We start from the raw sequence: 16,428 nt of genomic DNA on the forward strand, positions 1-16,428 counted from the left end.
CGGGGCGGCGTCAGCGGCGGCGAAGGGCTGTATTCGGCTCGGCTATGCAGCGCCGTGGGAACGGGCCGGCGGCCGGAGCGGCCTGGCGCGCTCAGCGCGTGCTCGCCGGCGAGACCCCAACACGGGCTCGGCGTCGTGCAATCGCGCTTCTCGGCCCTAAGCTCCGGCTCGCCGCTCTCAGAGAGCATCGCCAGGGACGATGCCTCTTCGGCCTGCAGAGCGGCCGCAGCGGAGGTCGAAAGCTGCAGCAGGGCGAGCGCGACGAGGGCGAACATAAGGCGAAGGGCGGCAAGGCGAGGCGGCTTGCCCGTCGATCCGTCCCCTTTGCCCGACCGAAACGACCAGCCGACGGGCAACGACCATCTCGTGGAGCGCGCGGACGGCACGGGCATGCTTCGGTGCAGGCGGCCACCCCTTCGCGGCGCCATGACTGTCATGATCCTTCAAGACCTCAGATATTTGATGAGGGCGGCGATCGCCAGAACGATGAGGACGAGGAAGAGGAGCCAGCCAAGGCCCATTCCCCACATCCATCCGCCGCCATAGCCCATCATGTCGTTGTACATCTCTTATCTCCCTGCTCGCTTGTGACCGACCGCAGAGCCCGCGCCGCTACGCGGCGACCAGCCGGCGCGCCCGCTCCAGGAGCTTGGCGTTGATGGCCACGATGATGGTGCTGATAGACATCAAGGCCGCGCCTAGGGCCGGCGTCAGAAGGATGCCCCAGCCATAGGCGACGCCTGCCGCAAGCGGGATGGCGAAGGCGTTGTAGCCGGTCGCCCAGACGAGGTTCTGAATCATTTTCGCATAGGTGATCCGCGACAATGCCAGGATGGCGAAGACGTCGCGCGGATCGCTGCGCACCAGAACGATATCGGCGGATTCGATCGCCACATCCGTGCCTGCGCCGATGGCGATGCCGAGGTCGGATTCCACCAGGGCCGGCGCGTCGTTGACGCCATCGCCGATCATCGCGACATGCATGCCACGTGCCTTGACCTCACGCACCTTCTCCACCTTCTCATGCGGCAAGACCTCGGCGAAGTAATCGTCGAGGCCGAGTTGGCCGGCGACGGACTTCGCCACCGGTGCCGCGTCACCTGTCACCATCATGGTGCGAATGCCCAGATCCTTCAGCCGCGAGACCGCTTCAAGCGATTGCGGGCGAACGACGTCGGCCAGAGCGACCGCACCTATCGGCGCCTCGTCGGGAAGAACGAAGACGACAGTGTGACCAGCCTCGGCCAGTTTGTGCATAGCAGCATTGTCCACCGCGAGGCCCCGCTCTTTGAGGTAGCCAGGGCTGACGACGCGCAACGCGTGGCCCTCGACGCGCGCCTCCGCGCCCTGGCCGGTCAGGCTGCGAAACTGCGAGACCTTCTTGGCCTGAACGCCTCGCTCCTGCGCGCCGCGCACGATGCCTTCGGCGATGGGGTGCTGCGACTGGCTCTCCAGCCCTGCCGCATAGGCCAGGATATCTTCCTCCGGCATGTCGGCGAGCGGCACGACGGCCGCAACGCCGAACCGGCCCTCCGTCAGCGTTCCGGTCTTGTCGAAGAGAACCGCGTTGAGGTTGCGAGCTCGCTCAAAGGCGGCACGGTCGCGAATGAGAAGGCCGTTCTGGGCGGTCAGTCGCGTGCTGACGGCGACGACCAACGGCACGGCAAGGCCGAGCGCGTGCGGACAGGTGATTACCATTACCGTCACCATGCGCTCCAGGGCGAACTCGAATTCCTGGCCGACCGCAAGCCAATAGGCGAGCGTGGCGGTGCCGGCGGTGATGGCGATATAGGTCAGCCAGAGCGCCGCCCGGTTGGCCAGATCCTGGGTGCGCGAGCGACTTTCCTGCGCCTGGCGCACCATATCGACGACCTGACTGAGATAGGTTTGGTCCCCGGTCTTTCTGACCTCCAGGGTGACGGCCCCCTCGCCGTTGACCGAGCCGCCGACGGCTTCCTCGCCCTTGCGCTTCTCCACCGGGCGGGATTCGCCGGTCAGCATGGATTCGTTGAAGCTGGAACGGCCCGTGAGGATGATGCCGTCGATGGGAACCTTCTCTCCGGGCCGGACCAGAACGCGGTCGCCTGGAGCTAGTTCGCTGACGGGAATATCCTCCATCTCATCATCCGCAGCGAGGCGATGGGCCGTGGCGGGCAGAAGCCGCACCAGCGCGTCGAGCGCGCCCGATGCGCCCATCACCGAGCGCATCTCGATCCAATGGCCGAGAAGCATGATGTCGATAAGGGTAACGAGCTCCCAGAAGAAGACCTTGCCGGAGAGCCCAAAAACGACGGCGGTGGAATAGAAGAAGGCAACGGAGATGGCGATGGCGATCAGCGTCATCATCCCCGGCCGGCGATCGCCGAGCTCGCGGAATAATCCCTTGAGGAAGGGCCAGCCGCCGTAGAAGAAGACGATCGACGCCAGGGCGAAGAGCACCAGCCGGTCGCCAGGAAAGGCAAGCGCCGTATCAAGGCCGAGGAATGCCTGGATCATCTGCGACAGGGCCAGGACCGGCACGGTCAGAGCGAGCGACACCCAGAACCTTCGCCGGAAATCGGCGACCATGGCACCCTGATCGTGCCCGGCATGGCCATGTCCTCCATGGCCATGTCGGGCTGCGTCCTTCACCGTGGGCGGCGGCGCCTCTTGCGGCCTTGCCGCAGGGGCATCAGACGCATGAGCGGCAGAATGCGTGCGCGTCATGACCGCACCCGCCCGGCGGAGGATGAGGAGCCGGCCGGTCCTGCGCGGCCGGAGGCCGACAACGCATGTCTTTGCGAATGGGCGGCGAAGCGCCTGCGGCATTCCTGCGAGCAGAAGAAATACGCCCAGCCATCATACTCCATTTGAACCTCGGCATCGGCGAGGTCGAGCACCACGCCGCAGACGGGATCGGTGACTTCGATGGTCATATCGCCCATCGTGTCCGGTCCGGCACCGGCTCCAATGTCGTCAAGGTCGGGTATGCGCGCACTCATCGGCTCACCCCTTCCTTCGAGGAGGTGACGGTCCGTGCGAGAACGTGACGGGCGGCGGGCGCACCCGGCATGGGCAGTTCCGTCTCCGGCACCGGAGCGCGCGGCTCATCGTCGGGGTAGAGATCGGGCGCCGCCTCGAACACCTCGCGGCAATCGCGCGAGCAAAAATGGTAGACCCGCCCGTCAAAGACGGAGGTCTTGGCGGTCCTTTTACGAAAGCTTCTGCCGCAGACCGGATCGCGCTCGTATCCCGCTGGGCTCCAATGTGTGGGAACCGGGCTCGCGCCGATTTCGGCTTCGTCTGTCGACTCGCCGCGTTCTCTGCGGCCGATGAGGTGGGCGCCACAGAAGCGCAACATCAGAAAGATCAACCCTCCCCATAGGGCGATATACAGCAACATATCCACGGCAGGTTCCTCCTCTGCCGACCGTCAGCGCGACGGTTTTGGTGACGTTCCTGACCACTCCCGGTGATCGGTGTGCCCAGCTAGGCCCGGCGGCCCGTTCAGGTCCGAAGGAGTGGAATGCGGCCGATGCTCCGCCGCGCACGCGCGCGAGAAGGCGGATCAGCCAGAGCGGCCGGGCGCTTAAACGCGCGCCCGCCCACGGGACGTCACGCTTTTGGGGGAGCGGTGGGGGGAGAAAGTAGCAAGCCGCGGAGCCAATCGGATGCGAGCGGCCTCAGTTGGAAGGCCGGTAGCGCCGCTTGCCAGGCAGCTTCCGGCAACACCGCCTGCAAGCTGCAATGCGCACTGGAATGACATTGCCCGATGTCACGCAGATCGCTCGGCGCACCGCTCGTCTGATGAACGAGCCCAAGCGCGGCTTCATCGCCAGGGGCGGCCAGCGCCGAGCCGCGATCGATATGACCGAAGAGCGAAAGGACGAACGCCAGGAGACAGACGAAAGCGGCGCCGCGCCAAAACCAGGCAGCGCCCCTCGCTGTAGATATGTGGCTCGTTCGATCGGTCATGCCGACATCTTACCGATGATTGAATCGCCAATATGGCAGATTCGCATTTAGGTCGCGGCGGTAAAGGTCAACTCTCGGCGAGCGGGCCGCGACGCCCGCCCGCCTGTCTCCTCCCCGAGGGGTCAGCCGTCGCTGTCGCCCCAGCGCGGTCCCATCTCGTCCGCGGTGATTTCGCCGTCACCGTTCTGGTCCAGGTGGCCGAACATCCTGGCATGCATGGCCTGGAACTCCTCCAGCGAGAGCTTGCCGTCGCCATCGGTGTCCAGCATGACGAGCATCATGCGCGGACCCATCATGCCGCCCATCATGCCGCCACCCATCATCATGCCGGGCCCCATCATTCCAGGCCCCATCATTCCGGGGCCCCAACCGGCGCCGCCCATCATCATGCCAGGGCCCCAGCCTGCCCGGGTGCCCCAGGGCATGCCGCAAGGCGCCGTCCCCTGATTGCCGGATGGCGCGGCCTGGCCCTGCATCATGCCAGATCCGGGTTGACCCATCATGTTGCCACCGCCCTGCTGGGCCTGCGCCGCGGCGATGCCGACGGCGAGAAGGATGGCGGACAGCGAAAGCGCGGATGTCTTGATCATTTTGTATCTCCTGTCGGCCAGGACCCATCGGATCGGTGCCGATCGTCGTCCCGGCTCATTGAATCTGTGGGGGATGCCGCGTCCCACCGTCTGGCGCGCGGAAGGCGCCGCGCCGGTGAGGCGGCCGGATCAAACCTGCCAGGAGCGTGGAGGCGGGGCCTCGGGAGAGGCGGGTAGATCGTGCCGGGGATCGGAGCGGTCGCGTCGCCAGGAGGCGCCGTCATGGGCGAGGAAAAGCAGCGGTCCGGCGGGCGCCAGGAAAAGCAGGCAGCCGGCGTGGCTTACATGCAGGCAACCAAGCTGCATGTCGGCGATATCGCAATCCGGTGAAGGGCCAGGCGCCTGCACGGTATCTGGCGCCGCCGCGTCCTGCATCTGTGCGCAAGGCTGCACAAGGGACGTCGCGGCGAGCCCGAGATGTCCCAGACCAGTACCAAGAAGAAAAACAAAACCAAGCAAGGCGAGGAGACCGCGCCGTCCCAGCCAGACCGCCAGGAAGCTCCTCCTAGTAGGACTGCGTGGGACATTCCCCACATTGCTACGCATCGCCTGCATCGAATATGAACCTAGGTGGCGACGAGGGCTTGTGCAAGCGAGCCCTGCCATCCTGCCGCAGCTTGCAGCACCCATCGCAAGCACTATCTCGGCGTCATGCAGCGGCTTCTGGCCATCGTCGTGATCGTTGCGCTTGCCGTTCCAGCAAGCCTTGCCTGGAACGCGGCAGCGCATGGCGCTCCCACCGGCGTAGAGGCTCTCGCCAGCCTCGACATCGCCGACCGGCACATGGAGGAAAGCGGGAATGCCCTCCATGGCTCTAGCTGCTGCGGGTCGCTCGGCGATCTTTCCGAGGACGGTCATTGCAGCGTCCACTGCGCTCCGCCGCTCGCTGCTCTCGCCTTTGCCCTGCCGCAGCCTGCGGGGCCACCCCCAACGCCGCGGAAAGACGACGCCGAAGCGCTGGGCTCATCCAGTCCGTTCCGCCCCCCGATGGCGTGAACGCGCTCTTGCGGTGCCTGACGCGGGCAGTTGCGATCAAGCCCGGCGAAGCACCGCCCGGCACACATCCATCAACGGAACGGAACGAGACAATCTGATGAGCGCTCTCACCAAGACGCTCGGCGTGGCCGCTGTTTCAGCGGCGGTCGCCGGTGCTGCAATCTGGTGGCTGACGGGAACCGACAGCCAGGCCGTCGTCCTGCGCCCGAACGATCCGCAAACCGTGGCGGCGGGCGCGGCGATCTACGCCAGGGAATGCGCCAGCTGCCATGGCGCCAACCTGCAAGGCGAGCCGAACTGGCAGAGCCGAGGGCCCGACGGCCTCTTGCCGGCGCCGCCGCATGACGAGACAGGCCATACCTGGCACCATCCGGACGAGCTTCTCTTCCGGCTGACCAAGGAGGGCGTCGCCGAGGTCGCGGGACTTGAAGGCTACAAGACCAACATGCCGGCCTATGAGGCCCGCCTCAGCGACGAGGAAATCGTCGCCGCGCTATCCTACATCAAGGCGCAATGGCCGCCGGAGGTGCGGCGCCGCCACGACGAGATGAACCGGCGCGCGGGGGGCGGGCGATGAACCGGCAAGAGCTTCTCCTCGGCACGGCGGGGGCGGCGGCGCTGTCCGCCGCCAGCCTCTTCTACGCCGGCGGCGCGGCCCAGCCCCCGGCGCTGCAAGGCCGCCGGCGGCTTCTCATGCCGCCGCTCATCGATGCGACCGAGACGGGACGTTGCAGCCTCACCGCGCAAACGGGCATGACCGCCTTGCGCGGCGGCCAGCCGACGCCCACGGCCGGCTATAACCAATCCTTCCTCGGCCCGACGCTGCGCCTTTCGCCCGGCAGCACGGCCATGCGCCTTCACAACGCTCTTCCCGAACCGACGACGACGCACTGGCACGGCCTGCTCGTGCCAGGGGAGAGTGATGGCGGACCGCATCAGGTGATCGCGCCGGGCGATGCATGGGCGCCGGAGCTCGTCATCGACCAGCCGCCCTGCACCGCCTGGTATCATCCGCACATCCACCGCCGCACCGCCCTGCAGGTGCATTGGGGGCTCGCCGGCGTCATCCATGTCAGCGACGGACGCGACGATGCGCGCGGCCTGCCGAGCCGCTATGGCATCGACGATCTCACACTCGTCCTGCAGGACCGCAGTCTCGATGCCTCAGGCCGCATGACCTACGACACCTCGATGATGACGCTGATGCACGGCGCGACCGGCGAGGATATCCTCGTCAACGGCCAGATCGGCGCCGTCGCCGCCGTGCCGAAGGCCATCGCGCGGCTGCGCCTGGTCAACGGCTCCAACGCCCGCATCTACTCGCTTTTCGTCGATGACGGGCGGCCCCTGCATCTGGTGGCGAGCGAGGGCGGCTTTCTGCCAGCGCCAACATCCCTGTCAGAGCTCGTTCTTTCCCCGGGAGAGCGAGCCGAAGTTCTCATCGATCTCACCGACGGACGGAACGTTCAGCTGATGAGCGGGCCGGATACCAATCAGGGGCCGAACGGCATGTTCGGGCGGATGCAGCGGGTGCTGAACCGTGTCATCGACCGCTCCTTCCCGGTCCTGTCCGTCGCTGTTGACGAGACGCTGCCGGCGCGCATCACCGCCCTCCCGGAGGCCCTTGACGGATCCTTACCGGAGCTTGCCTCCGACAACCTCGCGACCCGCCGTTTCTCGCTCGATATGGGCCCGCAGGCGATGATGGGCATGATGAACGACAACGGCGACCCGTTCGCCATCAATGGCCGCGCCTTCGACATGCGGCGCATCGATGCCGCCGTGAAGCTCGGCACCACCGAGCGCTGGGTGGTGGAAAGCACCATGTTGCAGCATCCCTTCCATGTCCATGGCGCCTCGTTCCAGGTGGTGAGCGAGGATGGCGGCAGGCCGCGCCCGCAAAACGCCGGCTGGAAGGATACGGTGCTGGTGCGCCAGCGCGCCGAGCTTCTGGTGCGCTTCAAGCAGCCGGCGCCGAAGGAATCGCCCTTCATGCTCCACTGCCACATCCTGGAACATGAAGATAGCGGCATGATGGGCCAGTTTACTGTGAGTTGAGGAACCGAGCCCTCATACTTCTGGAAACAGCCGTGCTTTGCAGCCGGCGAGCGCGAAAGCCGCCCCGCTTTCCTTGCGTCGCCAGCTTCGTTATCGCCCTGCAAGACACAAAAACGGGAGAGGCGCGGTTGTTCCACGTCAGCGATATCCGGCCTTGCGCCGAAACCGTCGCCGGACTTCTCGCCCGGGAAGGCGCTGCGGCCGGGCGGCCGGTGGCGGTGGTGACGCGCTCGGCCAGGGCGCTGACGCTCGTCGCCCTGGCGGCGCCGCGCCTGCCGGCGCCCGTCTTTCCCATCGACCCGGCCCTGCCGGAAGCTGCCATTGAGGATTTGCTGGCGCAGGCCGGGACCGATTTTCTCGTCGGCGAACGCCCGCTCGCCGGCGCCCGCTTCCTTGCGAGCGAGGAGGTACTGGCGGCGCGGACGTCTCATGGCGCGGCGGGACCTCTCTGGCCCGACAGCGCGGAAATCGCGCTCATCCTCGCTACCAGCGGCAGCTCCGGACGGCCGAAGGCGGTGATGCTTTCCGGTGCCAATCTTCACGCCGCCGCGCGCGCCAGTGCCGCCGCGGCACCGCTTCGGGCTGGCGATATCTGGTTCGCCTGCCTGCCGCTCTTTCATATCGGCGGCTTCTCCATCCTGGTGCGCACGGTACTCGCCGGCGCCGAGGCGCTGGTGGCGGAGAGGTTCGAGGCCGGGGCGGTGCTGGCCGCGCTGCGCGAGCGCCAAGTCACGCATCTATCGCTGGTGCCGGCGATGCTCGCCAAGCTGCTGGCCACCGAGGAGAGCCCGGCGCCGGAAAGCCTGCGTCATCTTATCCTCGGAGGGGCGGCGCTCGCCCCAGAGCTTGCCAGGCGCGCCGCGGCGCGCGGCTGGCCGGTGCAACCGAGCTACGGGATGAGCGAGACCGCCTCGCAGCTTGCCACCCTTGCCGCCCTTCCCCCTGGCTGGCAGGCCGGCTTCGTCGGCCCGCCGCTCACCGGCGCCGAAGTGGCGCTCGACGGCGCGGGGCGGCTGAAAGTGCGCGGCGCGACGGTGATGGCCGGCTACGCCAATCCGGCGCTCGCGCCCGGGGATGGGCTAGAGGATGGCTGGTTCACCACTTCCGACCTTGCCGAGATCGACGATTGCGGCGCCATCACCGTCCTCGGCCGGGCCGACGAGGCGATCGTCACGGGCGGCAAGAAGGTGATGCCGCAGCCTGTGGAAGCGCTGCTCGCCACCCTTTCGGGGATCGCCGCGGCCGGAGTTGCCGGCCGACCCGATCCGATTTGGGGCGAGGTGGTGACGGCGGTCTATGCCGGCACGCTGGAGGAGCGCGCGGTTCTATCCTGGTGCCGTCAGAACGTTTCGGGCGCGATGCGCCCACGCGCGGCCTTGTGCGTTCCGGCCCTGCCGGTTCTTGCCAGCGGTAAGCCGGACCGCTCAGCCATCAAACGCCTCGCCGCCGGGAAGGATGTGGTGCGGGACGACGCCGATGCCGGCGGCGGCCGGCAAAGATAGGCACCCCTTCCTGATCGGCGGCGGCTGCGCCACGTCCTCGGCGAGCCAGGCAGAGGTCGCCAGGCCGTGCGTGGCGCAGGGCCGGCCCGGCAGGGCGGCAGCGAGATGCGCGGCGGCTGTGACGCCGAGAGCGGAATCGACGACGGAAGTTAGCACCGTCTCCACCCCCGCCGCCTTGGCCATCTGCGCCAGGCGCAGCGTGGCGGCGATGCCGCCGAGCCGCGCCGGCTTGGCGACAAGACGCTTCACGGCACGCGCCTCTAGCAAGGCCGAGGCGCCGAGGATTGGAAGGGATTCATCGGCGGCAATGGGAAACGGGGTCTTTGCCTGCAGGCGGGCGAGACCCTCCGGCGTCGGATCGGCAAGCGGCTCCTCCACGCCGTCGACGGAAAGGCCTTCCATATCGGCGAGCGCCTCCAGGAAGCGCCGCGCCTCCACCTCGCACCAGGCGCGGTTGGCGTCGAAGCGGAAGGCGAGCGCCGCGCCGGCTCGCGCCGCGACATCGCGCAGCGCTTCCAACTCCTCGGCGACGGGCGCGACGCCGACCTTGATCTTGGCCACCGCAAAGCCGCCCGCAGCGGCCCGCGCCGCCCGTTCAGGCGCCCCGGCATCGAGGCGGCCGAGGGCGGCATTCACCTTCACGGACGGGGCGGCGTCGGCGGAAAGATGGCGCGACAGAGGCAGGCCACGCGCCTTGGCGACAAGGTCGAGGAGCGCCGTCTCCAGGGCCCAGCGCGCTTCCGGCACGGCGATTGTCTCCAGCCCTTCCGCCAGGATCACGTCCGTCTCGCGGCCCGGCAAAGCGCGGGCCGCCGAGGCCAGAGCTGCGAACGCGGCCTCATGGCCGGCGGTGCTGGAGCTCGGCAGCGGCGCGCAATCGCCGTAGCCGGTCATGTCCTCCGCGCGGAGGATCAGAAGCATGCCGCGCCGCTCGGCGAGCGTCGCCCGTGCCGCCACCCAGGGCCGCACGAGCGGCAGGACGTAAGGGCGCAGCTTTGCCGCCGCGATACGCATAAAAAGCTCTAAGGCCGGCGTGGAAAGCGCGAGAAGTCAGGCGGTCGCTTCTGGTTGAAGGCGTTGCGGCCCTCCTGCCCCTCCTCGGTCATATAGAAGAGAGCCGTGGCGTTGCCGGCAAGCTCCTGGATGCCGGAAAGCCCGTCGGTCTCGGCGTTGAAGCCGGCTTTGAGGACGCGCAGCGCCGTCGGCGACAGGCGCAGCATCTGCCGGCACCAGGCCACCGTCTCCGCTTCCAGCCGTTCCAGCGGCACGACCGTGTTCACCATGCCCATATTCAGCGCCTCCTGCGCATCGTATTGACGGCACAGGAACCAGATTTCCTTCGCCTTCTTCAGGCCGACGGTGCGGGCCATCAGGCCGGCGCCGAGGCCGGCATCGAAGGAGCCGACGCGCGGCCCGGTCTGGCCGAAGCGAGCGTTGTCCGCGGCAATCGTGATGTCGCAAACGAGCTGCAGGACGTTGCCACCGCCGATGGCATAGCCGGCGACCATGGCCACCACCGGCATCGGCAGGGTGCGGATCATCCGCTGTAGATCGAGGGCGTTCAGATGGTTGACGCCCTTCTCGTCACGGTAGCCGCCATCCTCGCCGCGCACCTTCTGGTCGCCGCCGGAGCAAAAGGCCTTGTCGCCCGCCCCGCAAAGGATGACGACGCCGATTTCGGGGTCCAGCCGCGCCAGCTGCATGGCGTGCATGATCTCCTCCAGCGTCTCAGGGCGGAAGGCGTTGCGCACATGCGGGCGGTTGATGGTGATGCGGGCGATGCCCTCCGCCTTGTGGAAGAGAATGTCGGCGAAGTCCTCGCCCGGCACTTTCTGCCAGGCGACCGCATGGTCTGTCATGTTTGGCTTTCCTTTCTGGCGGCGTCAAAGAAGGCGCGGAAGCGGGCGAGGCTCCGGCCGCGATCGATGGCGAGGCGGACAAGGCTCGCGGATGGCTGCGACAGAGCGGCGATGAGCGCGGCGACGGCCGCCTCGTTGTCCGCGGCATCCTCCACCGCAAGCCCGAAGCCGCGGGCGACGGCAAGCTGATCGAAGGGGCGCGGCGTCAGCCAGCCGGCGTCAAATTCCGGCAGACCCGCCTGCGGCAGGTGGTCGAAGATGGCGCCGCCGCCATTGTCGAGAAGCAGGATGGCGAGCGGCAGGTCGCGCCCCAGCGCCAGAGCTCCGAGATCGTGCAGGAAGGCGAGATCGCCGACGATTGCAAGGCTCGGGCCGGAAGCGGCGGCGATGCCGAAGGCGGTGGAGAGGTTGCCGTCGATGCCGCTGAGGCCGCGATTGCCGAGAAGGCGAAGCGGCGTCGGCCCCGTGCCGGCGAGCCAGTCGGCGGCGCGAATGACAAGTGAGTTACCGAGAAAGACGGGCGTCTCCTCCGGCAGCGCTTGAAACAGGCGGCGAAGGACGGCGCCCTCGAAGGCTTGTGGTCCGGCACAGGCGGCCTCAGCTGCCTCCCCAGCCGCCCTGTCGAGGGCTCGCAACTCCTTCAGCCAGCCGGCGGGCGCCGGCGCGGCGCGCAGCGCCCGACAGAAATGCGCCTCGTCCGCCGTCACAAGATGGCTCGCGTTGCGACCCGGATCGGCAAGGCGCGGCGAGGCGCTAACGACGATCTGCGTGCATCCGCGCGCATTCTCCAGCCAAGTCTGCACTGCCTTGGAGACCGGCGCACCGCCAAAGCGCAGGATCCAGTCCGGCACCGGTGCGGCGCGCGCCACCTGATCGGGATGCCGGAGAAGGCGCGCCTCGTCGGAGCCAAATCGCAGGCCGGAGAGGATATCGGCGAAAACCGGGACATTCAGGCGGCGGGCGAGTTCGAGGACCGCCTGGCTTGCGGGTGGCGACAGCGGCCGGCTGCCGCAGACGATGGCGCCCCTACTGCCGGCGGCGAGAATGCCGGCCAGGCTTGCCAACGTCTCCTCGTTCGGCGCGCACGATCCGACAAGCCGGACCGGTGCACGGACGGCCGCCGGCTCCACGGCATCTGCAGGCACCAGCGGCTCGCGCAGCGGCAGGTTGATATGGACGGGGCCGGCGAGCGGCGCGCGGCTCGTCGCCACCGCCTCGGCGGCGAGGCCGGCAATCCAGGCGGAATCCGCCTCGGGTGGCGGAAGCTGCACGAATTTGCGCACATGAGCGCCAAACAACCCAATCTGGTTCATGGTCTGATTGGCGCCGCAATCCTGCAGTTCCGGCGGGCGGTCGGCAGAAAGGAGGATGAGCGGCATCTCCCCCATGTTGGCCTCCACGACGGCCGGCATCCAATTGGCGACGGCCGAACCGGAGGTGGCGACGAGGGCTACTGGATGGCCGGTCGACTTGGCGATGCCAAGGGCGAAGAAACCGGCGGAGCGCTCGTCCACGACCACGCGAACGACGAGGCCCTCCTGGCGCAGGGCGGCGAGCGTCAGAGGCGTGGAACGCGACCCCGGCGAGACGACGACATCGCGCACACCCGCTGCCGCCAGACCGGCGAACAGCGCAGCCGCCCAGCGAAAGGTCTCTTCCGCCGAACTCCTCATTGCGCCTCGAACAGGCCGAGCATGGTGGCGAGCTTCATTTCAGTCTCGGCCCATTCAGCTTCGGGCTGCGATTCGGCCATGATGCCGGCGCCGGCCCAGAGTGTGGCACGCGCCCCCTCCACATAGGCGCTGCGCAAGATGACGGCCGCCTCGCCGTCACCGTCGCGGTCAATCCAGCCGGCGATACCGGAATAGAGCCCATTGCGCCGCTCGCCAATCTCTTTCAGCCAGTTGAGCGCCGCCAAGCGCGGAAAGCCTGAAACGGCGGGCGTCGGATGCAGGCTCTCCACCGCATCGATGAGGCTGACGCCCTGGCGCAGCTTGCCAGTGAGCGGGGTCCAGAGATGCGTGACGTGGCAAAGCCGCAAAAGTTCCGGCTTCGCAGGTCGTTCCAGCCTCTCGCAAATCTCGGCAAGCGCTGTTGCGATGGCATCGACTACCACCTGATGTTCGCGCTGCTCCTTCGGCGAGGCGAGCAGCGCCGCCTCGGCTCGCTCGTCCTCGTCTTTCGCACCAGAACGGCGGGCCGTGCCGGCCAGTGCGTCGCTCAAGACGTCCTCGCCCTGCTTGACGAGAAGCCGCTCGGGGCTCGCAGCGACGACATGACCGGGCCCGTGCGGCAGGGCGAAAACGTTGGAGCCGGCGCCCGCTGCGGCCAGCCTATCGGCAAGATCGAGTGCGTGAAGAGGCGCGGAGAAGCCCAACTCAACCCGGCGGGCGAGAACCGCTTTCTGGAAGCGGCCCTCAGTGATGGCGCAAGTCGTTCGGTGCACCCGCTCGCACCACAACGCCTTATCGGGCTCGACCGTGCTGGCATCCAGAATAACCGCGTCTTTGTGCGGACGGCAGGAGAGCATGGAGGCCGCTGCCTCCAGCCAATCGCGGGCGATCGCTGCCGGATTGCGCCCGTCCAGATGTGCCGTGAGGACGGCGCTTTCCCGGCCAGCCTCGTGCCGCAGCAATACACGCGGCACATGGAAGGACATAACCGGCACTTCCTGAGCGGGCGGCAGAGCGAAGAAGGCAAGCGGCTTGGAAGCCGGCGAGCCGAGGATACGCCAGGGCGAGCTTTCACCGCACAAGTGGACCAGTTCCGCCCGTCCGCCCGCAAAGGCGGAGCCTTCGGCATAGAAGACCTTGTCACGTGAGGGTGTCATCCAACGGCAATCACCTCCGAGCGGGCCGCTTTGCGCCAGCGAACCGGGCGCAAGCTCAACGCTGAGGCTGACGACTTGCCCTGGGGCGCTTGCCCTCACCTCGTCGCCGGCAGCGGCGATGGCGCGCTCCAACGCCCCCAGGATTCCCGGTGCGTCGGCGTTCACGATAGCACCTTGCCGGTCACGCACGCGGCACAAGCGCGGGCGAAGAGAAGCGCCTGGCCGTACCTAGGTGCCAGATCCGGTCGAAACTGCAGACGCCTGCGATCGAGGCACGGGCAAATCATCGAAATCGCTCTCGGTCCGGCAACGACTTGCAGCATCACCCCCCGATCGCAACGCATCCCAGGCCAGTCCAAGCCACCATCTTGCACATTGGAACTGATGCCATCGATCATCGGCTATCGACAAGCGCCCCATGCACCACTTTGCGAGCAAAACGTCGCGCAATGCTAGACTGGATTCCCGATACAACCCGACAATGGCCGTGGAAGCGCATCCTGGCCGGCATCGCTCTTTTGGCGGCCTTTGCGATCACCTACCTGCTCCTGCACCGTCTCAGCGCCGTGCGCCACGTGACGGATACGGAAACACTCAAGGGGCTCCTTACCCATCTCGGCGTCGCCGGACCCATGCTGATCGTCGTCCTGATGGCGCTGGCGATCGTGATGAGCCCAATTCCGAGCGCACCAATCGCACTCGCTGCCGGGGCTGCTTACGGCCATTTCTGGGGAACGCTCTACGTCCTCATCGGGGCAGAGTTCGGGGCCCTTGTAGCGTTCGGAATCGCCCGCTTCATCGGCGGCCCGGCACTGCAGGACTGGCTTGCAAGGCAGGCCTCTACGAGCTTCCTGCGCCGGTTCCTACATTCTCAGAACGCGCTCATGGCGGCAATCGTCATCAGCCGCCTGATGCCGTTTCTGTCCTTCGACGTCATCAGCTACGCGGCCGGCGCTACACCAATCAAGCTCTGGCGGTTCGCCGCCGCCACGCTGCTTGGCATTTTGCCGGCGAGCTTCCTGCTCGCCCATTTCGGAGACGAGTTCGCCTCCGGCGATTTGCGGCGTGCTGCTCTGACCGTGCTGACGCTCGGCGCGCTTACCCTTCTGCCTTTCGCCTGGCGGGTCCTGCCGGCGCGAACGCGCAACGCCATCGCGCGGACGCTACGCCGCGACCGTTCGTAGGCACCTGTCGCGACGGAACGATAAGGTTAGTCGGATGGGCTCAGCCATCGCCCGAAAGTGACTCTGCAGCAACGGAATCGAAAGGGGCGGTCATTAGCCTGCGCCGGTAAATTTCGAATATCCGGTCGCTTTCTTGCCGGTGGGGTTCAGCCATGGATTGCAACGCGGTATCGCCGCGTGAAGCACAGTCGCAGGATGCAGTGCTGCTTCTCGGCAACTATCGTCCGACCATAACGCTCGTGCGAACGTTGAAGCAGCTCGGCTACCTCACAATGGTCGGCCTTGGCGGCGGCGAAGGCGAGGCGGAACGATCGCGCTTTGCCGACGAGGCGTGGGACCACCCGCCGCTGGAAGAGCAGGAGACCTTCATCGACGCCCTCCTCGGGCTTCTGGCGGAACGCCCCGACATCAAGGTGGTCCTGCCGGTGGCGGAAGGATTCGTGCGGCTTCTGGCCGACATCGCCGATCGCCTACCGGACGACCGTCTCTACGCCACGCCGACCGCACGGCATGTCAAGCTCTTGCTCGACAAGTTCGGCGCCTACGCCCTTGCCGAAGAGGCAGGAATCCCCGTGGCCCCCTTCGCGCAGGTCGACAGCTACGAAGAGCTTACCAGCGAAGCCGACCGTATCGGCTTTCCGCTCGTCATCCGGTCGCTCGTCTCCGCGCAGCGGCTCGGACAGAAGAAAGCCCTGACCGTGGACAGCGAAGATGGCCTCACCCGCGCCCTGCCGGCCTGGCCTGCCGGGCATCGCGGCCTCATCCTGCAGCGCCAGGTCCGCGGTCTTCGGCACAATGTTTACTTCGCGGCGCAGAAGGGAAGACTGGTGCGTCATCTGGAGACGTTGATCGAGCGCACCGACCATCCCGACGGCACCGGCCTTGCGGTCGAGGGCCGGAGTGTTGAGCCGGATGCGCGGCTGCTTACCCATACGAAGCGCCTTCTCGGGCTCCTGTCCTACACCGGCATCGGCTGCGCCCAGTTTCTCGTCGATCGCAAGCATGGCGAAGTCCATTTCCTGGAAATCAATCCGCGCGTCGCCGGCAATCACGCCATCGCCGAGGCCGCCGGGCTTCAGCTTGGCGAGCTGGCGATACGCCTAGCCGATCCGGCTACCGGAGAGATCGCACCCCGCTCCGGCCAGGCCGGCCTCCTCTATGCCTGGACTTATGGTGACATCAGAGGCCTTAAGGCGGCGCTCGCACAGGGCGATATTTCTGCCGGAGCTGCTATGCGCTGGGCCGCCCGCTTGGCATTCCTGGCAGTCACCGCCGATGTGCACATGACCTGGTCCTGGCGCGATCCGATGCCGACCCTCTGCCTTTTCGCCCGCCAGCTCGGATGGAAGGGAAGTGGCGGCGCCGCCAGCACGGCGATGGCCACCCAGCGAGGAACCGCCGGATGAGCTTCGCCCTCTTCGACCGATGCGAAATGCCCGCCGCGACCGAGCCACT

Annotated in this window: 16 protein-coding genes; 6 read left to right on the forward strand and 10 right to left on the reverse strand. The window is 67.3% G+C overall.

What is annotated here, in order from left to right:
• Nucleotides 1-443 precede the first annotated feature (443 nt).
• The 4 genes from Q331_RS24320 to Q331_RS21355 all read right to left on the reverse strand — a co-directional run bounded on the left by Q331_RS24320 (nucleotide 444) and on the right by Q331_RS21355 (nucleotide 3,382).
• Nucleotides 444-566, reverse strand: coding sequence for a hypothetical protein (locus Q331_RS24320; protein ID WP_281173905.1), 123 nt, complete (start codon nucleotides 564-566; stop codon nucleotides 444-446).
• A 46-nt stretch (nucleotides 567-612) separates the two neighbouring features.
• Nucleotides 613-2,568 carry a copper-translocating P-type ATPase gene (locus tag Q331_RS21345; protein WP_034491983.1) on the reverse strand — a complete coding sequence of 652 codons (1,956 nt, stop codon included), beginning with the start codon at nucleotides 2,566-2,568 and terminating at the stop codon, nucleotides 613-615.
• 134 nt (nucleotides 2,569-2,702) lie between these two features.
• Complete coding sequence (locus Q331_RS21350) at nucleotides 2,703-2,981, reverse strand: YHS domain-containing protein (protein WP_034491985.1); 279 nt, start codon at nucleotides 2,979-2,981, stop codon at nucleotides 2,703-2,705.
• On the reverse strand, nucleotides 2,978-3,382 hold the full coding sequence (locus Q331_RS21355) for a YHS domain-containing protein (protein WP_051631095.1): 405 nt from the start codon (nucleotides 3,380-3,382) through the stop codon (nucleotides 2,978-2,980). The genes Q331_RS21350 and Q331_RS21355 overlap by 4 nt, the downstream gene beginning before the upstream one ends.
• 404 nt (nucleotides 3,383-3,786) lie before the next feature.
• Between Q331_RS21355 and Q331_RS23725 the strand changes: the two genes are divergently transcribed.
• Nucleotides 3,787-4,005: a hypothetical protein gene (locus Q331_RS23725; protein WP_156953331.1), complete on the forward strand. Its 219-nt coding sequence runs from the start codon at nucleotides 3,787-3,789 to the stop codon at nucleotides 4,003-4,005.
• 71 nt (nucleotides 4,006-4,076) lie between these two features.
• Here Q331_RS23725 and Q331_RS0111995 read toward each other — a convergent pair whose 3' ends face one another.
• Both Q331_RS0111995 and Q331_RS23730 read right to left on the reverse strand, forming a co-directional pair.
• Entirely contained in the window at nucleotides 4,077-4,544 is a 468-nt protein-coding gene (locus Q331_RS0111995; protein ID WP_026380879.1) for an EF-hand domain-containing protein, read from the reverse strand.
• Between the two features lie 129 nt (nucleotides 4,545-4,673).
• Complete coding sequence (locus Q331_RS23730) at nucleotides 4,674-5,402, reverse strand: hypothetical protein (RefSeq protein ID WP_169738499.1); 729 nt, start codon at nucleotides 5,400-5,402, stop codon at nucleotides 4,674-4,676.
• Nucleotides 5,403-5,637: 235 nt separating this feature from the next.
• On the opposite strand from Q331_RS23730, the gene Q331_RS0112010 reads away from it, so the two are divergent.
• From Q331_RS0112010 to Q331_RS21360, 3 genes are all read left to right on the forward strand, one after another.
• Nucleotides 5,638-6,117 carry a c-type cytochrome gene (locus Q331_RS0112010; protein WP_026380881.1) on the forward strand — a complete coding sequence of 160 codons (480 nt, stop codon included), beginning with the start codon at nucleotides 5,638-5,640 and terminating at the stop codon, nucleotides 6,115-6,117.
• The gene (locus Q331_RS0112015) at nucleotides 6,114-7,598 is read left to right on the forward strand and encodes a multicopper oxidase domain-containing protein (protein ID WP_026380882.1); all 1,485 of its coding nucleotides are present in this window, start codon (nucleotides 6,114-6,116) and stop codon (nucleotides 7,596-7,598) included. The genes Q331_RS0112010 and Q331_RS0112015 overlap by 4 nt, the downstream gene beginning before the upstream one ends.
• 128 nt (nucleotides 7,599-7,726) lie before the next feature.
• The gene (locus Q331_RS21360) at nucleotides 7,727-9,100 is read left to right on the forward strand and encodes a class I adenylate-forming enzyme family protein (protein WP_051631097.1); all 1,374 of its coding nucleotides are present in this window, start codon (nucleotides 7,727-7,729) and stop codon (nucleotides 9,098-9,100) included.
• On the opposite strand, the gene menC is transcribed toward Q331_RS21360, so the two are convergent.
• From menC to Q331_RS23080, 4 genes are read right to left on the reverse strand one after another with little or no spacing between them, the layout of a single operon-like run.
• The gene (gene menC / locus Q331_RS21365; RefSeq protein ID WP_051631098.1) at nucleotides 9,023-10,114 is read right to left on the reverse strand and encodes an o-succinylbenzoate synthase; all 1,092 of its coding nucleotides are present in this window, start codon (nucleotides 10,112-10,114) and stop codon (nucleotides 9,023-9,025) included. The genes Q331_RS21360 and menC overlap by 78 nt on opposite strands.
• A gap of 8 nt (nucleotides 10,115-10,122) precedes the next feature.
• Nucleotides 10,123-10,959, reverse strand: coding sequence for a 1,4-dihydroxy-2-naphthoyl-CoA synthase (gene menB, locus Q331_RS0112030; protein ID WP_051631099.1), 837 nt, complete (start codon nucleotides 10,957-10,959; stop codon nucleotides 10,123-10,125).
• Complete coding sequence (gene menD, locus Q331_RS0112035; RefSeq protein WP_026380884.1) at nucleotides 10,956-12,632, reverse strand: 2-succinyl-5-enolpyruvyl-6-hydroxy-3-cyclohexene-1-carboxylic-acid synthase; 1,677 nt, start codon at nucleotides 12,630-12,632, stop codon at nucleotides 10,956-10,958. The genes menB and menD overlap by 4 nt, the downstream gene beginning before the upstream one ends.
• On the reverse strand, nucleotides 12,629-13,954 hold the full coding sequence (locus Q331_RS23080) for an isochorismate synthase (RefSeq protein WP_156953333.1): 1,326 nt from the start codon (nucleotides 13,952-13,954) through the stop codon (nucleotides 12,629-12,631). The genes menD and Q331_RS23080 overlap by 4 nt, the downstream gene beginning before the upstream one ends.
• Before the next feature lie 263 nt (nucleotides 13,955-14,217).
• On the opposite strand from Q331_RS23080, the gene Q331_RS0112045 reads away from it, so the two are divergent.
• Both Q331_RS0112045 and Q331_RS0112050 read left to right on the forward strand, forming a co-directional pair.
• Entirely contained in the window at nucleotides 14,218-14,973 is a 756-nt protein-coding gene (locus tag Q331_RS0112045) for a TVP38/TMEM64 family protein (RefSeq protein WP_210164948.1), read from the forward strand.
• A gap of 200 nt (nucleotides 14,974-15,173) precedes the next feature.
• Nucleotides 15,174-16,379 carry an ATP-binding protein gene (locus Q331_RS0112050; protein WP_026380886.1) on the forward strand — a complete coding sequence of 402 codons (1,206 nt, stop codon included), beginning with the start codon at nucleotides 15,174-15,176 and terminating at the stop codon, nucleotides 16,377-16,379.
• Nucleotides 16,380-16,428 lie beyond the last annotated feature (49 nt).

The organism is Afifella pfennigii DSM 17143 (assembly GCF_000688515.1).
GTDB lineage: Bacteria > Pseudomonadota > Alphaproteobacteria > Rhizobiales > Afifellaceae > Afifella > Afifella pfennigii.

What these genes read in the sequence shown, in the direction of transcription:
- Q331_RS24320 (WP_281173905.1), bottom strand. Translation starts at nt 566, where the DNA reads ATGTACAACGACATGATGGGCTATGGCGGCGGATGGATGTGGGGAATG.
- Q331_RS21345 (WP_034491983.1), bottom strand. Translation starts at nt 2,568, where the DNA reads ATGGTCGCCGATTTCCGGCGAAGGTTCTGGGTGTCGCTCGCTCTGACC.
- Q331_RS21350 (WP_034491985.1), bottom strand. Translation starts at nt 2,981, where the DNA reads ATGAGTGCGCGCATACCCGACCTTGACGACATTGGAGCCGGTGCCGGA.
- Q331_RS21355 (WP_051631095.1), bottom strand. Translation starts at nt 3,382, where the DNA reads ATGTTGCTGTATATCGCCCTATGGGGAGGGTTGATCTTTCTGATGTTG.
- Q331_RS23725 (WP_156953331.1), top strand. Translation starts at nt 3,787, where the DNA reads ATGAACGAGCCCAAGCGCGGCTTCATCGCCAGGGGCGGCCAGCGCCGA.
- Q331_RS0111995 (WP_026380879.1), bottom strand. Translation starts at nt 4,544, where the DNA reads ATGATCAAGACATCCGCGCTTTCGCTGTCCGCCATCCTTCTCGCCGTC.
- Q331_RS23730 (WP_169738499.1), bottom strand. Translation starts at nt 5,402, where the DNA reads ATGACCGTCCTCGGAAAGATCGCCGAGCGACCCGCAGCAGCTAGAGCC.
- Q331_RS0112010 (WP_026380881.1), top strand. Translation starts at nt 5,638, where the DNA reads ATGAGCGCTCTCACCAAGACGCTCGGCGTGGCCGCTGTTTCAGCGGCG.
- Q331_RS0112015 (WP_026380882.1), top strand. Translation starts at nt 6,114, where the DNA reads ATGAACCGGCAAGAGCTTCTCCTCGGCACGGCGGGGGCGGCGGCGCTG.
- menC (WP_051631098.1), bottom strand. Translation starts at nt 10,114, where the DNA reads ATGCGTATCGCGGCGGCAAAGCTGCGCCCTTACGTCCTGCCGCTCGTG.
- menB (WP_051631099.1), bottom strand. Translation starts at nt 10,959, where the DNA reads ATGACAGACCATGCGGTCGCCTGGCAGAAAGTGCCGGGCGAGGACTTC.
- menD (WP_026380884.1), bottom strand. Translation starts at nt 12,632, where the DNA reads ATGAGGAGTTCGGCGGAAGAGACCTTTCGCTGGGCGGCTGCGCTGTTC.